Source organism: Nocardioides sp. AX2bis (genome assembly GCF_902506435.1).
Classification (GTDB): Bacteria; Actinomycetota; Actinomycetes; order Propionibacteriales; family Nocardioidaceae; genus Nocardioides.
Window position 1 is genome coordinate 714,847 of sequence record NZ_LR733215.1, and the last position, 16,486, is coordinate 731,332.

Here is a 16,486-nt window from a genome sequence, read left to right on the forward strand (position 1 = left end):
CGAGCGTCATCTCGGCTGTCCGCGAGCGTCATCTCGGCGGGGCTGTGCCAGGGTGGCGGCGTGGTGGGCGGGGACGGGTTCGAGGCCCGGGTGGGCCCGCTGCTCGAGCCGCTGCGGCGCTTCCTGGTCCGGCGCACCGACCCCGACACCGCCGAGGACGTGCTCGCCGAGACCCTGCTGGTCCTGTGGCGCCGCCGCGACGAGCTGCCGGCGGGGGACGGGGCGCTGCCGTGGGCGTACGGCGTCGCCCGCCTCTGCCTGGCCAACGCCGACCGGTCCGAGCGCCGGCGTCGGCGGCTGGCCGCCCGGGTCGCCTCCGTCGACCGGCCCCCGACCTCCACCGCCGCCACGGACCACGGCGATGCCGGCGACCCGCGCGCCGACTTGGTCGGGCCGGCCCTGGCCGCGCTGCCGGCGACCGACGCCGAGGTGCTGCGGCTCTGGGCCTGGGAGGAGCTGGCTCCCCGGGAGATCGCGGTCGTGCTCGGGACCACGCCCAACGCCGTCTCGTCCCGGCTGGTCCGCGCCCGGACGCGGCTGGCGGCCGAGCTCGCGCGACACGGTGACGCCGGTGCCGGACATGGAGGGGGGACGGGGGAGGACCGATGACCGACGACCACGACCACGACGACGACCACGACGACCTGCGGGCGCTGCTGCGCGCCGCCGACCCGGGTCGTGCCCTGCCGCCCCTGACCGACACCGATCGCACCCGTGCCCTGGAGGCCGCCATGACCGAGCACGACCCGGACCGCACGCCCGACGGGTACGCCACCCGCGAGGCCGGGACCCGGCATCGCAACCCGCTGACCTGGGTGGTCGCGGCGGCCGCCGTCCTCGTCGTCGCCGGCGTCGGGTGGGCCGGGGTCCGCTCCCTGAGCGGCCCGGAGAGGGTCGCCGGCACCGAGGCCGGTGCCCCCACCAGCACCGCACCCACCGCCGACCCGGACCCGACGACCGACGCCCCGGGCCCGACCGGCGAGACGGTCCGGCTCGGGGTCCCCGACGCCCTCGGCGCGCGCTGCATGGTCCCGGACGCCCGCGTCCTGCAGAACCAGGACCTGGCCTTCGAGGGCACCGTGACCGAGGCCGGCGACGCCGGCCTCACCTTCGAGGTCGACACCTGGTTCCGCGGCGGCGAGGCCACGAGCGTCGAGGTCGACCCCGTCGACGACCGCCTCCGCCGGCTGCTGCTGGCGCCCGAGTTCGTGGAGGGCGACACGTACCTGGTCTCCGCCTCCGGGGGCTCGGTCACGCTCTGCGGCTTCAGCGGCGAGGCCGACCCGCGGCTGCGCGCGCTCTACGACCGGGCGTTCTCCTGAGCACCCCGGCCAGCCGCAGCGGCGCGAGCACGGTCGGGCTGCTCCTCGCCGCGGGCGCCGGCAGCCGGATGGGCATGCCCAAGGCGCTGGTCCACGACCCCGACGGCCGGCCCTGGCTCCGCCGCGCGGTCGCCGTGCTGCGTGACGGCGGCTGCGACCGGGTGGTGGTCGTGCTCGGCGCCCGGGCCGAGGAGGCCCGGCCGCTGGTGCCGGCCGGGGCCGAGGTGGTCGTCGCCGACGCGTGGGCCGACGGGCTCTCCGCCTCCCTGGTCGCCGGCCTCGCCCACCTGGGCCGGGACGACGGCGCGACGCGTCCCGACGCCGCGCTCGTCCTCCTGGTCGACCTGCCCGACCTCGTCCCCGCCGTGGTCGCCCGGCTGCTGCCGGCCGCGGCGCCCGGGGCGCTGGCCCGTGCGGCGTACGACGGGGAGCCCGGCCACCCGGTCGTCCTGGGCCGCGACCACTGGGGCGGGGTCACGGCCACCGCGGAGGGTGACGAGGGCGCGAAGGCGTACCTGCGGAGGCACCGCGCCGAGGTCCACCTCGTCGAGTGCGGCGACCTCGCCACGGGGGCCGACCAGGACCGACCGGGCCCCTCCTAGGATCGTCGCGTGACATCCGCGCCCCTCCTGACCTCGCTGCCGACCCTGCTGCCCCTCGCGCTGGAGCCGGGCGACGTCCGCGGGATCGTCTGGAGCATCCTGGCGACCGTCGTCGGGGTCGTCGCCCTCGTCGTCGGCGTGCGCCGGCTGCGCACCTGGGTCGCGGGCGGGCCGGTGCACCGGGAGTGGCCGACGGTCGAGGGCGTCGTGGTCGGCACGACCGGCCGACCACGACCGTTCACCGGGGAGCAGCGGGTGACCGAGGGCGCGCGCTACCGGGTGGTGCGGCACCCCGACCAGGACGGCATCCAGACCGAGACGGCGGTCCCACCGGCCGTACGACGCCCGCACCCGTCCGGCACCCCGGTCACGCTCCACGTCGACCCGTCCGGCCGGTCGACGCCGGTCGCCGCGCACAGCCTGCTGCCCCGGATCGTGGCGCTGCTGGCGCTCGGCGTGGTCCTGCTCGGCGGCGTGCTCGTCCACTGGTTCCTCTGACGGTGCGGCCCTGACGGTGCGGCTCCAGCCGCTCGCACGTCGCCGGCTCGCCGGCCTCGGCGCTGCGGGGGAGGCGTGGCTGGCCGGGCTGCCCGCCCTGCTCGACGACCTCGAGCAGGAGTGGGGCGTCCGGGTCGAGCGGCGCTCGCTGCCCGGCGGCAGCAACGGCCTGGTCGTGCCGGCCACCACCACGGACGGTCGGGCGCGCGTCGTCAAGGTCGCCGCCCCCGGTGTCGACCTCGCCCGCCAGGCGGAGGTGCTGGCCGCCGCCGCGGGCCGGGGGCACGTCCGCCTGCACGCGCACGACCCGCAGCGCCAGGCGTTGCTGCTGGACGGCCTCGGCCGGTCCCTGGCTCAGACCCCGCTGCCCGTCGAGGACGCCGTCGCCGCGCTCGCGGCGACCCTGGTCGAGGCGTGGGCCGCGCCGGCCCCGCCGCTGCCGTCGCGGGTCCGCGACCGCGCCGCCGACCTGGCCCGCGGCCTGGACGACCTCGCCACCCGCGCCGAGCACGACGCGTCGCCGGCCGTCCTCGACCACGCCCGCCGGTGCGCGGCCCGCCGGTCCGCGGCGCACGACCCGTCCCGCAGCGTGGTCACCCACGGCGACGCGCACCCCGCGAACCTGCTGCGCGCGCCCGGGGCGCCCACCGGGTGGCTGCTGGTCGACGCGGAGGGCACGGTCGCCGAGCGGGCCTACGACGTGGGCGTCGCCCTGCGCGACCTCTCCTCCCACCTGCAGGACCCCGCGACGGCGGCGGTACGCCTGCGTGGCTGGTGCGCGCAGGCGGCCGCCACGACCGGGACAGATCCCGGCGCGGTGTGGGACTGGGCCTTCCTGGAGCGGGTCTCGACCGGGCTGTACGTCACCTCGATCGGCTCGCGCACGGTCGGCCGCCCGATGCTGACCTCGGCCGCGGCGGTCCTCGCGGGGTGCTGAGCCAGGCCCCGGTCCGGTGGCGTCGACCTCACCGGGTGACCCGCGATGGGTAGCGTCGCGGGACCGACCCGAGGAGCGCCATGACCCGCCGCACCGCCGCCCCCGCCCGTCCCGCCGCCCGTCTCGCCACCGGCCTGCTCGCGGCGACGCTCGCGCTGACCCCGGTCCTCGGGGCCCCGGCGGCCGGAGCCGCCACCGCCGGGGGCGACGCGCCGCTACCCGCGTACCCCCGCCACCTGGAGCTGCCGCGCGGCTTCGCGCCCGAGGGCATCGCCACCGAGCGCCAGCGGCCGGTCGCCTACCTCGGCGACCGGGAGAGCGGTGACCTGCTGCGTCTCCAGCTGCGGACGGGAGCCACCCGCGTCGTCAGCCAGGGACCGGGGACGCCGTCGCTGGGCCTGAAGCTGGACCGCCGCGAGCGCCTCTGGGTCGCGGGCGGCAGCGGCGGGGACGCCCGCGTGGTCGACGCGACCGACGGCGAGGTGCTGGCGTCGTACGACGTCGGCGCGGACCCCAGCTTCGTCAACGACGTGGTCCTGACCGGCCGGGCGGCGTGGTTCACCGACAGCCTCCAGCCCCAGCTCTACCGGGTGCCGGTACGCCCGGAGCTGCGCGGGCAGCAGGCGCTGCGCATGGTCCCGCTGACCGGGGACTGGGAGCAGACCGAGGACCTGAACGCGAACGGCATCGCGCCCACGCCGAACGGCCGGGCGCTGCTCGTGGTCCAGTCGTCGACCGGCCTGCTGTTCCGGGTCGACCCCGCCACGGGAGTGGCCGACCGCGTCCGGACCGGTGGGGTGCGGCTGCGCAACGGCGACGGCCTGCTCCTTTGGGGGCGCACGCTCTACGCCGTGCAGAACGCCCGCAACCTGGTGGCCGTCCTCCGGGTCGCCCCGGGCGGACGCCGGGCGGTCCTGCAGGACCGGGTCACCAGCAGGGACTTCGACGTCCCGACCACCGTCGCGGCCTCCCGCGGCGGGCTCTACCTGCCGAACGCCCGGTTCAGCACGCCCGACGCCCAGCGGTTCTGGGTGACGCGGGTCCCGACGCCCTGAGGCGTGTCGGGCGGTCAGGCCTTGCGGATCCGGATCGCGCCCTTGGCGGTCGACGGGTCGACGACCTTGCCGCCCTGGGTGACGACGACCTCGCCCGCGGCCACCATCCGGCGGGCGGCGCGGCGGGCCGGCTCCATCAGCTCGCGCCACCCCTCGTCCTCGGCGGGCCCGACCGCGCGGGCGGCGTCGGAGGGGCAGATCGTCTTCCCGCGGGCCCGGGCGGCGAGCAGGTGGCGGATGCTCTGCTCGAGCGCCTCGTCGGTACGGCTGACGCCCCGCTTGCGGCACGCCGTCGAGCAGTAGCGCACCTGGTCCCAGTCGCGCTCCCACTTCTTGCGCCACTCGATGGTGCGCCCGCACGACGCGCAGGTCTTCGGCTCGGGGGTGCTCACCGATCCAGTCTGCCTGCGCGGAGCAGCCCGCCCGGGTGGTCCCGTACGCCCCAGGTGCGCCGCAACCGTCACCTCGACGCGCCGCGAGCGTCATCTCGGCTGTCCGCGAGCGTCATCTCGGCGGGTGACCAACCACACGCCAACAGCCCGCGACCTAGGTTGTGACCATGGTGACACTGGCGTCCTCCCCGGACCTGTCCCCGGCGTCCATGGCCGCGCGCCTGCGCCAGACCGGGTACCTCGCCGACGCCGAGCTGGCGACGGTGGCGTTCCTGGCCGTGAGGATGCAGCGGCCGCTGCTGCTCGAGGGCGAGCCCGGCACCGGCAAGACCGCCCTGGCGGAGGCGCTCGCGGAGTCCTTCGGGCTGCCGCTGGTGCGGCTGCAGTGCTACGAGGGGATCGACGCCAGCCAGGCGCTCTACGACTGGGACTTCCCCCGCCAGGTGCTCCACCTGCGCGCGCTCGAGGCCGCCGGCGGCGCAGGCAGCGGCGTCGAGGAGGCCGAGAAGAGCCTGTACGACGAGCGCTTCCTGCTGGCCCGCCCGATCCTGGCCGCGCTCCAGCAGAGCCCCTCGGTGCTGCTGGTCGACGAGGTCGACCGCGCCGACGACGAGTTCGAGGCGTTCCTGCTCGAGGTGCTCTCGACCTACCGCGTCTCGATCCCCGAGCTCGGCACGGTCGCGGCGGCCGAGCCGCCGCTGGTGGTGCTCACCTCCAACCGCACCCGCGAGCTGCACGACGCCCTCAAGCGACGCTGCCTCTACCACTGGATCGACCACCCCGGACTGGAGCGCGAGGTCGAGATCATGCGCTCCCGCGCGCCCGAGATCGGCCACGTCCTGGCCCGCCAGGTCGTCTCCCTGGTCCAGGACCTGCGCGCCCGCGACGACCTCGAGAAGCCGCCGGGCGTGGCCGAGACCCTGGACTGGGCCCGTGCCCTGGCCCACCTCGGCGCGACGGAGCTCGACCTCGAGACGTCCGCGGCCACCCTGGGTGCGCTGGTGAAGTACCGCGAGGACGCCGACAAGGTCCGCCAGGCGCTCGACCAGGTGATGCGCACATGACCGTCTCGGTCAGCGCCGGGCTGCTCGGCCACGGTCCCGACGAGGTGCTGCTGGCCTTCACCACCGCGCTCCGTGCGGCGGGCGTGCCGGTGACCTCCGACCGCTCGCAGACCTTCCTCGCCGCGACCTCGGTGGTCGGGCTCGACGACGTCTCGGCGACGTACGCCGCGGGGCGCGCCACGCTGTGCGGCTCGCCCGACGACCTGGACCGCTACGACCAGGTCTTCGAGGCGTTCTTCGACCACCGCGCCGGCCTGCCCCGGGCCCGGAACGCGCCGCCGACCGACCGGCCCGTACCGACCACGCTGCCGCTCGACGACCCCGCCGGCGGTGGTGCCGGCGAGGAGGAGGACGACGACGTCGTCCGGGCCAAGGCCAGCGAGGCCGAGGTGCTCCGCCACCGCGACGTCGCCACCCTCGACGCCGGGGAGAAGAGCCGGCTGGCGGCGATGTTCGCCACCCTCCAGCCGCGCCCTCCCCGCCGCCGCACCGCGCGGCACCAGCGCTGGCACCGCGGCGAGGTCGACGCCTCGCGCACCCTGCGGGCCAGCCTGCGCCGCCTCGGTGAGCCGACCGAGATCGTGTGGCGGCGGCGCACCACCAAGCCGCGCCGGGTGGTGCTGCTGATCGACGTCTCCGGCTCCATGAGCGGGTACGCCGACGCGCTCCTGCGCCTGGCCCACCGCACGACCACGGTGCTGGCCGCCCGCGGCGGCCGGGTCGAGACCTTCACCGTCGGCACCCGGCTGACCCACCTGACCCGCGCGCTGCGGATGCGCGACCCCGAGCGCGCCCTGGTCGTCGCCGGGGACGCCGTGTCGGACTGGTCCGGCGGGACCCGCCTGGGCGAGACGCTCAAGGTGTTCGTCGACCGGTGGGGCCGCCGCGGGCTGGCCCGCGGCGCGGTCGTGGTGATCTTCAGCGACGGCTGGGAGCGCGGCGACTGCCGGCTGCTGGGGGAGCAGGTACGCCGGCTGAGACGCGTCTCGCACCGCGTCGTGTGGGTCAACCCGCACCGCGGCAAGGACGGCTACGAGCCGGTGCAGGCCGGCGTGCTGGCCGTGCTGCCCCACGTCGACGACTTCCTGGCCGGGCACTCCCTGGCGACGTTCTCCGAGCTGATGGAGGTGGTGGCCCGTGCGTGAGGTCCTCGACGAGCTGATGACCTGGTGGGAGGCCGGCGAGACCGTCGGCGTCGGCACCGTGGTCGCGACGTTCCGCTCCGCACCCCGCCCCCCGGGCGCCTCGATGCTGGTCGGCCCGGACAAGTCCGCGGTCGGCTCGGTCTCCGGGGGCTGCGTCGAGGGCGCGGTCTACGACCTGGCCGGCACCGTGGTCGGCACCGGCGAGGCCGTGCTGGAGCGCTACGGCGTCTCCGACGACGACGCCTTCGCCGTCGGCCTGACCTGCGGCGGCATCCTCGACGTCTTCGTCGAGAAGGTCTCCCGCGAGACGTTCCCCGAGCTCGGCGACATCGCCGAGGACATCCGGGCCGGGCGGCCGGTGGCCCTGGCCACCGTGGTCGACCACCCGGACCCCGCCTGGGTCGGGCGCCGGCTGGTGGTCCGCCCCGACGAGCCCGGCACCGGCTTCGGCATGGGCTCGGCCCGCGCCGACGACGCCGTACGCGACGATGCGCTCGGGCTGCTCGCCGCCGGCACCAACGCCACGCTCACCTACGGCCCCGACGGCGAGCGCCGCGGCGAGGGCATGCGGGTCTTCGTCTGGGGCTTCGCGCCGAAGCCGCGGATGCTGGTCTTCGGCGCCATCGACTTCGCCGCCGCCGTGGCCCGGGTCGGGGCGTTCCTCGGCTACCACGTCACGGTCTGCGACGCCCGCCCGGTCTTCGCCACCCGGAGCCGCTTCGCCCACGCCGACGAGGTCGTCGTCGACTGGCCGCACCGCTACCTCACCGCCGAGCAGGAGGCCGGGCGCGTGGACCAGCGCACCGTGATCACGGTGCTGACCCACGACCCGAAGTTCGACGTGCCCCTGCTCGAGGTCGCGCTGCGCCTGCCCGCGGTGGCCTACGTCGGCGCGATGGGCTCGCGGCGCACCCACGACGACCGGACCGACCGGCTGCGCGAGGCCGGCGTCACCGACGACGAGCTGGTCCGGCTCTCCAGCCCGATCGGCCTCGACCTCGGCGCCCGCACGCCCGAGGAGACCGCGATCAGCATCGCCGCCGAGATCGTCGCCGCCCAGTGGGGCGGCACGGGTGACCGGCTCGCGACCCGCGCCGGCCGGATCCACCACTAGGTCCCGCCGTGCACCCCGACCACACGCGTACCTCGTCCGCCCCGCCCCGCGGGCGTAGGTTGACCGGACCTGCCAGGGGGAGCCACCGATGACCGTCACCGCCGCCCACCGTCCGGCCGACAGCGCGGTCCCTGCGGCCGCCGCCGGCCACCCGGGCGTGGTGAAGTTCCACGCCCCCGAGCTGGTCGTCGGCCACGGGTCGCTAGCCGAGGCCGGCTTCAGCGCCGCCCGGCTCGGCGCGCGTCGCCCCTTCGTGGTGACCGACCCCGGCATCATCGAGGCCGGCTGGGCCGACGAGCTGCTGCGCCACCTCCGCGACGCCGGACTGGACCCGGTGCTCTGGCACGCGGTGACGCCCAACCCCAAGGACCACGAGGTGCGCGCGGCGTTCGCGCGCTACGTCGAGTCGGGCGCCGACGTGGTGGTCGGGATCGGCGGCGGCTCGGTGATCGACGCCGCCAAGGGCGTCGCGGTGCTGCAGGGCAACGGCGGCGACATCCTCGACTACGCCGGCGTCGACCGAGCCACGAGGCCGATCCCGCCGCTGGTGATGATCCCCAGCACCTCGGGCACCGGTGCCGACGTCTCGCAGTTCTGCATCGTCACCGACACCGCGCGGTCGGTGAAGATCACCATCATGGGCCGCGCCCTCGTGCCGGACATCTCGATCACCGACCCCCGGCTGCTGGTCACCATGCCCGAGGACCTCAACGCCGCCACCGGGCTGGACGCGCTGACGCACGGCATCGAGGCGTACGTCTCCCTGGCCCACAACCCGCTGGCCGACGTGCACGCCCTGAACGCCGTCGGGCTGGTCTGCCGCCACCTCCGGTCGACCATGACGCACCCCCGCTCCGAGCCGGCCCGCGCGAAGATGGCGCAGGCCAGCCTGGAGGCCGGCCTGGCCTTCACCAACGCCATCCTCGGCGCCACCCACGCGATGAGCCACCAGGTCGGCGGGCTGCTCGACGCGCCGCACGGCGTGGTCAACGGGGTGCTGCTGCCGCACGTGATCCGCTACAACGCCCGCGCGACCCCGGAGCGCTTCATCGCCCTGGCCGGCCAGGCCGGGCTGCCGGTCTTCGGGATGCCCGGCGAGGAGGCCGCCGAGCTGCTGGCCGAGCACGTGCGCCGGCTGGCCGACGACGTCGGCGTCCCGCGCGGGCTGCGCTCGCTCGGGGTCACCGAGGAGGACGTCCCCGGCCTGGCCGCCACGACGCTGGGCGACGCCTGCCTGAGCACCAACCCGAGGACGGCGTCGGCCGCCGACGTCGAGGCGCTGTTCCGCGCGGCGCTGTGAGCGAGCAGCAGGTCGACGCGCCGCGTCCCGACCCGCCGCGTCCCGACCTGGCCACGCTGACCGGGGTCCGCTCGGGCAAGGGGTCCTACTACCGCGCCTACGTGCGTTCCGACGAGCGGCTGCAGCAGGCCGTGCGGGCGATGGACTCGATCTCCCGGGCGCTGGTGCGTACCGTCCAGGGCCCCCGGGGGCTGCTCGAGGAGGTGGTCCGGGCGGTCGGGACCCACGTGGCCGCCGAGTGGGTCGTGCTGGCCCTCGCCGACGGCCAGCTGCCCGGCGCGCGGCCCCGCTTCCTGGTCCTGCACCGCGACGGGGTGCCCGTCGACGATGAGCGGCTGCTGCCTGCGCCGGTACGGCGTGAGCTGGGCGCGGTGCGTGCCGGGCACGCCCGCCACACCGACGACACGGGGTGGGTGCGCGTCCCGATGCTGCTCGAGGGCCGTCCGATCGGCAGCCTCACCGCCCGGCACGGCCTGGCCGTCGACCCCGAGCCGAGCGACCTGTCGGTGCTGCGGATCCTGGCCAACCAGGCGGCGGTCTCCCTGCACACCTCCGAGCAGTACCAGGCCGGCGTCGCGCTGCACCGCCGCGCCCAGCGCGTCTACGACGAGGCGCAGGCGCAGGCCCGCGACCTGAAGCTGCGCACCGACGAGCTCCGCCGCGTCGAGCAGCGGCTGCTGCTGGCCCACCAGCGCGAGATCGTCGACGCCGAGCGGCACCGCATCGCCCGCGAGCTGCACGACAGCGTCACGCAGTACGTCCTCTCGGCCGGCATGCAGCTCGAGGTGGCCCGCGGAGAGCTGGCGGCGCTCGGGTCCGGCGCGGCGGCGGCGACGGTGTCGGTGGCCACCGCCAAGCAGCTCGCCGCGCAGGCCGTCGAGCAGCTCCGCCGGGCGATCTACGCCCTCAGCCAGCCCTCGCGCGACACCGTCTCGACCCTGCCCGAGCTGCTGGCCGACGTCGCCGAGCACCACCGGGGCCACCTCAAGGTCCAGGTCCGGGTCGAGGGCGACGTCCAGGTGCTGCCGGGCGACGCCGACCACGAGATCGCCCGCGCGGTGGCCGAGGCGCTGTTCAACACCGCCACCCACGCCCGCGCGACCCGCGCGATGGTGCGGCTGCGCTACACCCCCGACGAGCTGCGCGTCCACGTCGCCGACGACGGCACCGGCGACCCGACGACGCTGAGCCGCGTGCTGCGCGTGCAGCGCACCGACACCAGCGGCCGGCACCGCGGGCTGGCCAACATCGAGAGCCGGGTCCTCGAGCTCGGCGGCCGGATCGCCTTCCGTCGCGCCCGGCTGGGGGGCGTGCGCATCGAGCTGCGCGTCCCGCTGCCGATCGAGGTCCCGGCGACCGCGGGCACCATCTCGGGCCTGCTCGACACCGCCGCGTCCGCGACGGCGCGCCCACCCGTACCGCCCGTGCACGACCACCCAGGGAGCACCGCATGAGCCCCACCACGACCCGACCCCGCACGCCCGACGCCGCGGGGGAGACCCGGCCGACGTCCCCGGTGCGGATCATGCTCGTCGACGACCACGCCATCGTCCGGCAGGGACTCCGCTCGATCCTGGGCCGCGAGCCGGACCTCGAGGTGGTCGCGGAGGCCTCCACCGCGCCGGAGGCGCTGGTGGTCGTGCGCCACGCCCGCCCCCAGATCGTGCTCCTCGACCTCAAGCTCTCGACCTCCTCCGACGCCGAGGGCCTCGAGCTCTGCGCGCAGCTGGTGGCCGAGCACCCCGAGGTACGCGTGCTGGTGCTCACCACGTTCCTCGACGAGCAGCTGGTGCTGACCGCGATCCGGCTCGGCGCGAAGGGCTACGTCGTGAAGGACGTCGACACCACCGGCCTGATCCGCGCCATCCGGGACGTCGCCCGCGGCGAGAGCGCCTTCGACCCCCGCTCGGCCGCGGCGATGGTGCGGGGGCTCAACGCCCCCGCGCCCCGGGAGGCCGCCACCTCGCTGACCGCCCGCGAGACCGAGGTGATGGCCCTGCTGGCCCGGGGCCAGTCCAACGGCGAGATCGGCAGGTCGCTCTACATCTCCGAGACCACCGCCAAGTTCCACGTCGGCAACATCCTGCGCAAGCTCGGCGTCTCCCGCCGCGCCGAGGCGGTGTACGAGGCCAGCAAGCTCGGCGTGATCTGAGGCGCCTCACGCGCCGGCGTGCCACCGCTCCCGGGCCTCGCGCTCGGCGATCTCGGACTCGACCCACGGCGCGGCCGGGACGGCCACCCAGCGTCGGGTCGTGCCGCGGTGCAACGCCCGGGCCCGGGCCCGCAGCAGGCGGTCCACGACCAGGTCGGGATCACGCAGGTCGCGTCCGGTGACGCGGGTGACCTCGAGCCCGGCGTCGCGGAGGTCCTCGTCCTTGACCGCGTCGCGCGACGACCGACGGTCACCGCGGTGCTCGGCGCCGTCGTACTCGACCACGAGCCCGGCGCCCGGGTCGAGGAGGTCGGCGATCCCGAGGAGGCGACCGGCCGGGTCCCGCACGGCGCAGTTGACCAGCACCGCGGCGGGCAGGCCCGCGCGGCCGACGGCGAGCAGCCGCAGACGGGTCTCGGCGGGGGAGCGGCTGTGTTCGGAGGCGAGCCGAAGCGCCGCCCGCACCTGACGCAGCCCGGGCAGCCCCGGTCGGGCCAGGAGCTCACGCGCGAGGCGTACGGGGCTGCTGATCGCGGCGGCCATCGCCATGTCGGCCGCCACGACCGCCTCGACGAGGTCGGGAGCCAGCCGCATCGCGTCGACGACCGCGCGGTCGCGCAGGGTGCGGCGGACCGTTCCGCGGGTCATCTGCTCGGGCCCGAGACGGGTACGGACGACCAGGGCACCCGGGCCGGGTCGGAGCCGGGCCACGGGTCCCAGGTCGAGGGGGACCGGGAGCCGGGTGCGCCCGTCCGGGGCGAGCCCGTCGAAGAAGCTCCCGCCCCACAGGTGGCACGCTGCCCATCCGGTCACGGCGCCCCCGGGCGGCAGCCGGGCGGCCTGCTCGGCGATGCGCTGCTCGGGCAGGTCGTCGCTGACGCCGACGGGGACGAACAGGCCCCTCGAGGTCCGCCGCCACCCGGGCCCGGCCGCCTGGCCGCGCGTCGGTCCGGTGCGGCCGGTCGGGTCGACCGGGACCGGGTGGGCCACGTCGTCGCGGGGCGGGCAACGGGGGTCCCAGCGGTGCATCCCCCGAGCCTGACGGGTCGCGGGGCCGGCTGCCGGGCTCCTCCACAGGGTCCCCGCCCGCGTTGACACCGCACGCAGGCGCAGCACCCTCCGGGACCTGTGAGCGGTGTCAACGGGCGGCGTACCCCTGTGGAGGGACCGACCTCAGCGGTCGAGGACCAGCCACCCGCCGTGGTGCTCGTCCACGGCGTACGCCCGGGCGCGGCCCCCGCGGACGGCGTCCTCGCCCCAGGCGACCAGGTCGGCGATGGTGACGGTCCGGACGTGGCCCCAGGTCTCGTCGGCCTCGTCCTCGAGGGGGACCGCGACGACCACGCGGTGGCGCGCCAGGCGCAGCGCCTCGGTGACGACGCGGTCGCCGTGGTCGGGCTCGAGGTGCTCGAGCAGGTGCAGGGCCAGGACCGTGTCGGCGCTGCGGTCCGGGCCGGGGTAGTGGGCGGCGTCGGCGGCCACCGTGCCGAGCGGTACGTCGAGCCGTGCGGCCACCCGGTCCAGCAGCGCCACGGTGCCGGCCGAGACGTCCGAGGCGGTCACCCGCCACCCGGCGGCGGCCAGGCGCAGCGAGAGGAACCCGAAGCAGGAGCCCAGCTCGAGCACGTCGTGCCCGACCACCAGGGCGGTGGCGTGCTCGTAGACCGGGGCGTACTCCTGGATCGTGCCGTGGCCGGAGCCGCCGGCCGCGGGCGCGGGGCCCCGGGCCACCTCGTCCTCGACGCGCGCCATCGTGGCCCGGTAGAAGCCCTCCCAGGCCGTCAGGGGGTCCGCCGCGCCGGAGAGCACGACCCCGGTGAAGAGCCGCTCGAAGAGGTCGGCGCCGCGCAGCCAGCCCGGCCCGAACAGCTCGGCGGCCAGCAGCCCGGCCAGGTCGTCGTCGACGTCGCCGGGGGCCAGGACGTGGTCGAGGTGGACCAGGTCGCCGCGGACCCCGAGGTCGAAGTGCGTCGTACGCACGGTGCGCAGCGCCCGGCGCGGACGCTGCGGGCCGACGGCCCGCACCTCGACCACCCCGTCGCGGTAGACGCCCCGCTCGCCGGGGCAGGTCAGGGCGAGGGGGTCGATCGGCGGCACGGGGCCGGGCGCGAGGATCACGACGCCCCCGTCACCCGCAACGAGGTGGACGCCTTCTCCAGCCCGGAGAGGTTCCGCACGACCTGGACCCGGTCGCAGTACTCGGCGTAGGCGGGCAGGTCGCACCCGCCCAGGCCCCAGCTGTACCGGGGCTCCGGCGTGAGCCAGATCGTGGACCGGGCGCGGCGCGTGAGCTCCTCGAAGGCGCGCATGCCGGGGTCGTTGCCGTTGCCGCGTCCGTCGCCGAGCACCAGCAGGGTCGTGCGGCGGGTGACCACGGAGCCGTACTGGTCGAGGAAGGTCTCGAACGCCGAGCCGTAGTCGGAGTCGGCGTCCACGTCGAGCACGCCGCCGGCGGGCAGCCCGGCCATCACCAGCGACAGCGCCTCCTCGATCCGGTGCTCGGCGAAGAGGTCGCTGATCTCGACGAGGTCCTGGACGAAAGCGAAGCTGCGCACCGACGCGGCCACCGACTGCAGGCTGTGCACGAGGTGGAGGGTGAAGCGGGCCGTCGAGCGCACCGAGAGCGAGACGTCGGCCAGCACGAGCAGGCGCGGCCGGTCCTCGACCTTGGCCACGGTGACCGGGCGGAACGGGACGCCGTCGTACTTCATGTTCGAGCGCATCGTCCGGCGCCCGTCGACCACGCCGCGCGCCGCGGCCCGGCGCCGCGGACGGGGGGCCCCGTGCAGGCTGCGCAGCAGGCGCCGCAGCGCCTCCTCGAGGTCGGCGCGCTCGCGCTCGTCGACGGTCTCGGCCTGCGCGGCCTCGATCTCGCGGCCTTCCAGGTCGCGGTCCAGCGACATCAGCCGCTCGAGGTGGTCACGCAGCGTCTCGGGCAGCTTCTCCATCCAGGGGGCCAGCGCCTCGCGCAGGGCGGCCAGGCTGGCGCCCTTCTCGTCGTCGGTCGTGTCCTCCTCGGCGATCTCGTTCACGCGCTCGTCGATCCACGACAGCAGCGCGATCTCCTCGGCCACCGACAGCTCGACGTCCAGGCGCAGCCCGGGTGCCGACACGAGGTCGCCGGGGTTGCCGGGGTTGTGCATCCGGCTGGTCGACAGCTGCACCCGGGCCATCTCGCCGGCCTGGTCGGTGGTGTCGTTGGACAGCACGATCTCGTCGGTCAGCGCCGCGACGTCGATCTTGTTGGCCTCCTGGTGCAGGTTGAACTGCTGGGCCATGTCCTCGGGCTTGAAGAACTCCTTGATGTCGTCGGGCTTGCCGTGCGAGTGGCCGTCCTCGGGGACGTCGCCGGGCTCCTCCGAGAGCGTGAAGTCGTGCAGCTCGCCGTCGTCGGTGAGGTCGTCGTGCGCGTGGCCGTGGCCGTGGCCCGTGTCCTCCTCCACGACGGCTCGCAGGCCGAAGAACTTGTCGAAGACGTCGTCGAAGACCTCCTGGTCGCGGCGGTCCTTGACCAGGCTCACCGCGAGCGCGGCGTGCAGGACCCCGCGGTCCTCGAGCACGCTGGGCTGGGCCACGGCGTGCATGGCGTCGATCACCTCGGCGGTGCTGATCCGCACCCCGTGCAGCCGGAGCAGGCGGACGAAGCGGTGCAGCGCGCCCTCCACGAGCCGCCGCCCCTCAGACCGGCCGGCGGCGGGTGGGGAACGAGCGGGAGCCCTGGCTGCTGGAGACCTTCTTGGTCGGGCCGCTGCCCGCGGGCTTGCTCGGCTGCCCGTTGTAGCCGCCGTCGTGCCGCCCGGGCTGGTCCTTGGCGGCCCGCTTGGCCTTGCCGTCGACGTCGCCGTCGTCGGCCACCGGGGTCCCAGCAGGGGCCGCCGGCGCGGGGTCGTCGTCGTGGCCGTGCCCGTGGCCGTGCCCGTGGCCGGTCAGCGAGTCGGGCACGGTCGCGTTGGGGTCGACCATCCGGGGGATCGCGTCGAGGGCCTTGGTGAGGTCGCGCTCGTACTTCACGACCACGTTGAGGGTGGAGGAGAGGACCTCGGAGGTCAGCTCCTCGACCCCCAGCACCGCCAGCGTGCGCGCCCAGTCGATGGTCTCGGAGATGCTCGGTGCCTTGCGCAGCTCCAGCTCGCGCAGGGAGCGGACGATGCCCACCAGGCGCACGGCCAGCGACTCCGACAGCCCCGTGTCCTTGGAGCGGATGATCTCCAGCTCGCGCTGGGCGCCGGGGTAGTCCAGGAACAGGTGCAGGCAGCGCCGCTTGAGCGCCGCGGAGAGGTCGCGGGTGTTGTTCGAGGTGAGGACGACGTACGGCTTGTGCTTGGCCACGACCGTGCCGATCTCCGGGATGGAGATCTGGAACTCGGCCAGCAGCTCGAGCAGCACCGCCTCCAGCGCCTCGTCGGCGCGGTCGACCTCGTCGATCAGCAGCACGCAGGGCTGGTCGGAGTCGATCGCCTCGAGCAGCGGGCGGGGGGCCAGGAATCGCTCGGAGAAGAACACCGAGTCCTGGGCGGCGATCTTGTCGACGGCCTCGGCCAGCGTGGTGGTGTCGGCGACGACCTGGCCGATCTTCTCCCGCAGGATCTGGGTGTAGAGCAGCTGCTTGCCGTAGTCCCACTCGTAGAGCGCCTTGGTCTCGTCCTGGCCCTCGTAGCACTGCAGCCGCAGCAGCCGGCGCCCCGTGGCCTGGGCCAGGCTGAGCGCGAGCTGCGTCTTGCCGACCCCCGCGGGCCCCTCGAGCAGCACCGGCTTGTCGAGCCGGGTCTGCAGGAAGACCGTGGTGGCCAGCCGGTCGTCGACCAGGTAGCCGTGCTCGGCGAAGCGGGCCTTGGTGTCGGCGACGTCGGCGAAGTCGGGTTCGGGTGCGGCGAGGGTCAACGTCAGCTCCGGGAGGTGGGTGGT

Annotated in this window: 17 protein-coding genes; 12 read left to right on the forward strand and 5 right to left on the reverse strand. The window is 75.7% G+C overall.

Features of this window, described 5'->3' with window-relative positions; genetic code table 11:
* The first annotated feature begins 60 nt into the window (after positions 1 to 60).
* From GV155_RS03430 to GV155_RS03450, 6 genes are all read left to right on the forward strand, one after another.
* On the forward strand, positions 61 to 609 hold the full coding sequence (locus GV155_RS03430; RefSeq protein ID WP_160005255.1) for an RNA polymerase sigma factor: 549 nt from the start codon (positions 61 to 63) through the stop codon (positions 607 to 609).
* Positions 606 to 1,322, forward strand: coding sequence for a hypothetical protein (locus GV155_RS20645; protein WP_236553925.1), 717 nt, complete (start codon positions 606 to 608; stop codon positions 1,320 to 1,322). The genes GV155_RS03430 and GV155_RS20645 overlap by 4 nt, the downstream gene beginning before the upstream one ends.
* 38 nt (positions 1,323 to 1,360) lie before the next feature.
* Positions 1,361 to 1,924 carry a nucleotidyltransferase family protein gene (locus tag GV155_RS20650; protein WP_268892616.1) on the forward strand — a complete coding sequence of 188 codons (564 nt, stop codon included), beginning with the start codon at positions 1,361 to 1,363 and terminating at the stop codon, positions 1,922 to 1,924.
* 9 nt (positions 1,925 to 1,933) lie between these two features.
* Positions 1,934 to 2,422 (forward strand): DUF3592 domain-containing protein, encoded by a 489-nt coding sequence (locus GV155_RS03440; RefSeq protein WP_160005257.1) that lies wholly within the window; start codon positions 1,934 to 1,936, stop codon positions 2,420 to 2,422.
* 16 nt (positions 2,423 to 2,438) lie between these two features.
* On the forward strand, positions 2,439 to 3,359 hold the full coding sequence (locus tag GV155_RS03445) for an aminoglycoside phosphotransferase family protein (protein ID WP_160005259.1): 921 nt from the start codon (positions 2,439 to 2,441) through the stop codon (positions 3,357 to 3,359).
* 80 nt (positions 3,360 to 3,439) lie between these two features.
* Positions 3,440 to 4,414, forward strand: a complete 975-nt coding sequence (locus GV155_RS03450; RefSeq protein WP_160005261.1) for a superoxide dismutase — start codon at positions 3,440 to 3,442, stop codon at positions 4,412 to 4,414.
* Positions 4,415 to 4,428: 14 nt separating this feature from the next.
* Here the strand turns inward: GV155_RS03450 and GV155_RS03455 are convergent, their stop codons facing one another.
* Positions 4,429 to 4,806, reverse strand: coding sequence for a DUF2256 and DUF3253 domain-containing protein (locus GV155_RS03455; protein ID WP_160005263.1), 378 nt, complete (start codon positions 4,804 to 4,806; stop codon positions 4,429 to 4,431).
* A 167-nt stretch (positions 4,807 to 4,973) separates the two neighbouring features.
* Between GV155_RS03455 and GV155_RS03460 the strand changes: the two genes are divergently transcribed.
* From GV155_RS03460 to GV155_RS03485, 6 genes are all read left to right on the forward strand, one after another.
* On the forward strand, positions 4,974 to 5,870 hold the full coding sequence (locus GV155_RS03460) for an AAA family ATPase (protein WP_160005265.1): 897 nt from the start codon (positions 4,974 to 4,976) through the stop codon (positions 5,868 to 5,870).
* Entirely contained in the window at positions 5,867 to 7,015 is a 1,149-nt protein-coding gene (locus GV155_RS03465; protein WP_160005267.1) for a vWA domain-containing protein, read from the forward strand. The genes GV155_RS03460 and GV155_RS03465 overlap by 4 nt, the downstream gene beginning before the upstream one ends.
* A complete protein-coding gene (locus tag GV155_RS03470) occupies positions 7,008 to 8,129 on the forward strand; it encodes an XdhC family protein (protein ID WP_160005269.1) in 1,122 nt (373 codons plus the stop codon). Before GV155_RS03465 ends, GV155_RS03470 begins: the two co-directional genes overlap by 8 nt.
* A gap of 88 nt (positions 8,130 to 8,217) precedes the next feature.
* Entirely contained in the window at positions 8,218 to 9,429 is a 1,212-nt protein-coding gene (locus GV155_RS03475) for an iron-containing alcohol dehydrogenase (protein WP_160005271.1), read from the forward strand.
* The gene (locus tag GV155_RS03480; RefSeq protein WP_160005273.1) at positions 9,426 to 10,883 is read left to right on the forward strand and encodes a MadS family sensor histidine kinase; all 1,458 of its coding nucleotides are present in this window, start codon (positions 9,426 to 9,428) and stop codon (positions 10,881 to 10,883) included. Before GV155_RS03475 ends, GV155_RS03480 begins: the two co-directional genes overlap by 4 nt.
* A complete protein-coding gene (locus GV155_RS03485; protein WP_160005275.1) occupies positions 10,880 to 11,581 on the forward strand; it encodes a MadR family response regulator transcription factor in 702 nt (233 codons plus the stop codon). Before GV155_RS03480 ends, GV155_RS03485 begins: the two co-directional genes overlap by 4 nt.
* Positions 11,582 to 11,587: 6 nt before the next feature.
* On the opposite strand, the gene GV155_RS03490 is transcribed toward GV155_RS03485, so the two are convergent.
* The 4 genes from GV155_RS03490 to GV155_RS03505 form a co-directional block, all read right to left on the reverse strand.
* Entirely contained in the window at positions 11,588 to 12,610 is a 1,023-nt protein-coding gene (locus GV155_RS03490; protein WP_160005277.1) for a hypothetical protein, read from the reverse strand.
* A gap of 144 nt (positions 12,611 to 12,754) precedes the next feature.
* A complete protein-coding gene (gene mftM / locus GV155_RS03495) occupies positions 12,755 to 13,699 on the reverse strand; it encodes a mycofactocin oligosaccharide methyltransferase MftM (RefSeq protein ID WP_160005278.1) in 945 nt (314 codons plus the stop codon).
* On the reverse strand, positions 13,696 to 15,246 hold the full coding sequence (locus GV155_RS03500) for a VWA domain-containing protein (RefSeq protein WP_160005280.1): 1,551 nt from the start codon (positions 15,244 to 15,246) through the stop codon (positions 13,696 to 13,698). Before GV155_RS03500 ends, mftM begins: the two co-directional genes overlap by 4 nt.
* A gap of 13 nt (positions 15,247 to 15,259) precedes the next feature.
* Complete coding sequence (locus GV155_RS03505) at positions 15,260 to 16,462, reverse strand: AAA family ATPase (RefSeq protein WP_201300042.1); 1,203 nt, start codon at positions 16,460 to 16,462, stop codon at positions 15,260 to 15,262.
* Positions 16,463 to 16,486: the final 24 nt, after the last annotated feature.

What these genes read in the sequence shown, in the direction of transcription:
- GV155_RS03450 (WP_160005261.1), top strand. Translation starts at nt 3,440, where the DNA reads ATGACCCGCCGCACCGCCGCCCCCGCCCGTCCCGCCGCCCGTCTCGCC.
- GV155_RS20645 (WP_236553925.1), top strand. Translation starts at nt 606, where the DNA reads ATGACCGACGACCACGACCACGACGACGACCACGACGACCTGCGGGCG.
- GV155_RS03475 (WP_160005271.1), top strand. Translation starts at nt 8,218, where the DNA reads ATGACCGTCACCGCCGCCCACCGTCCGGCCGACAGCGCGGTCCCTGCG.
- GV155_RS03485 (WP_160005275.1), top strand. Translation starts at nt 10,880, where the DNA reads ATGAGCCCCACCACGACCCGACCCCGCACGCCCGACGCCGCGGGGGAG.
- GV155_RS03465 (WP_160005267.1), top strand. Translation starts at nt 5,867, where the DNA reads ATGACCGTCTCGGTCAGCGCCGGGCTGCTCGGCCACGGTCCCGACGAG.
- GV155_RS03490 (WP_160005277.1), bottom strand. Translation starts at nt 12,610, where the DNA reads ATGCACCGCTGGGACCCCCGTTGCCCGCCCCGCGACGACGTGGCCCAC.
- GV155_RS03460 (WP_160005265.1), top strand. Translation starts at nt 4,974, where the DNA reads ATGGTGACACTGGCGTCCTCCCCGGACCTGTCCCCGGCGTCCATGGCC.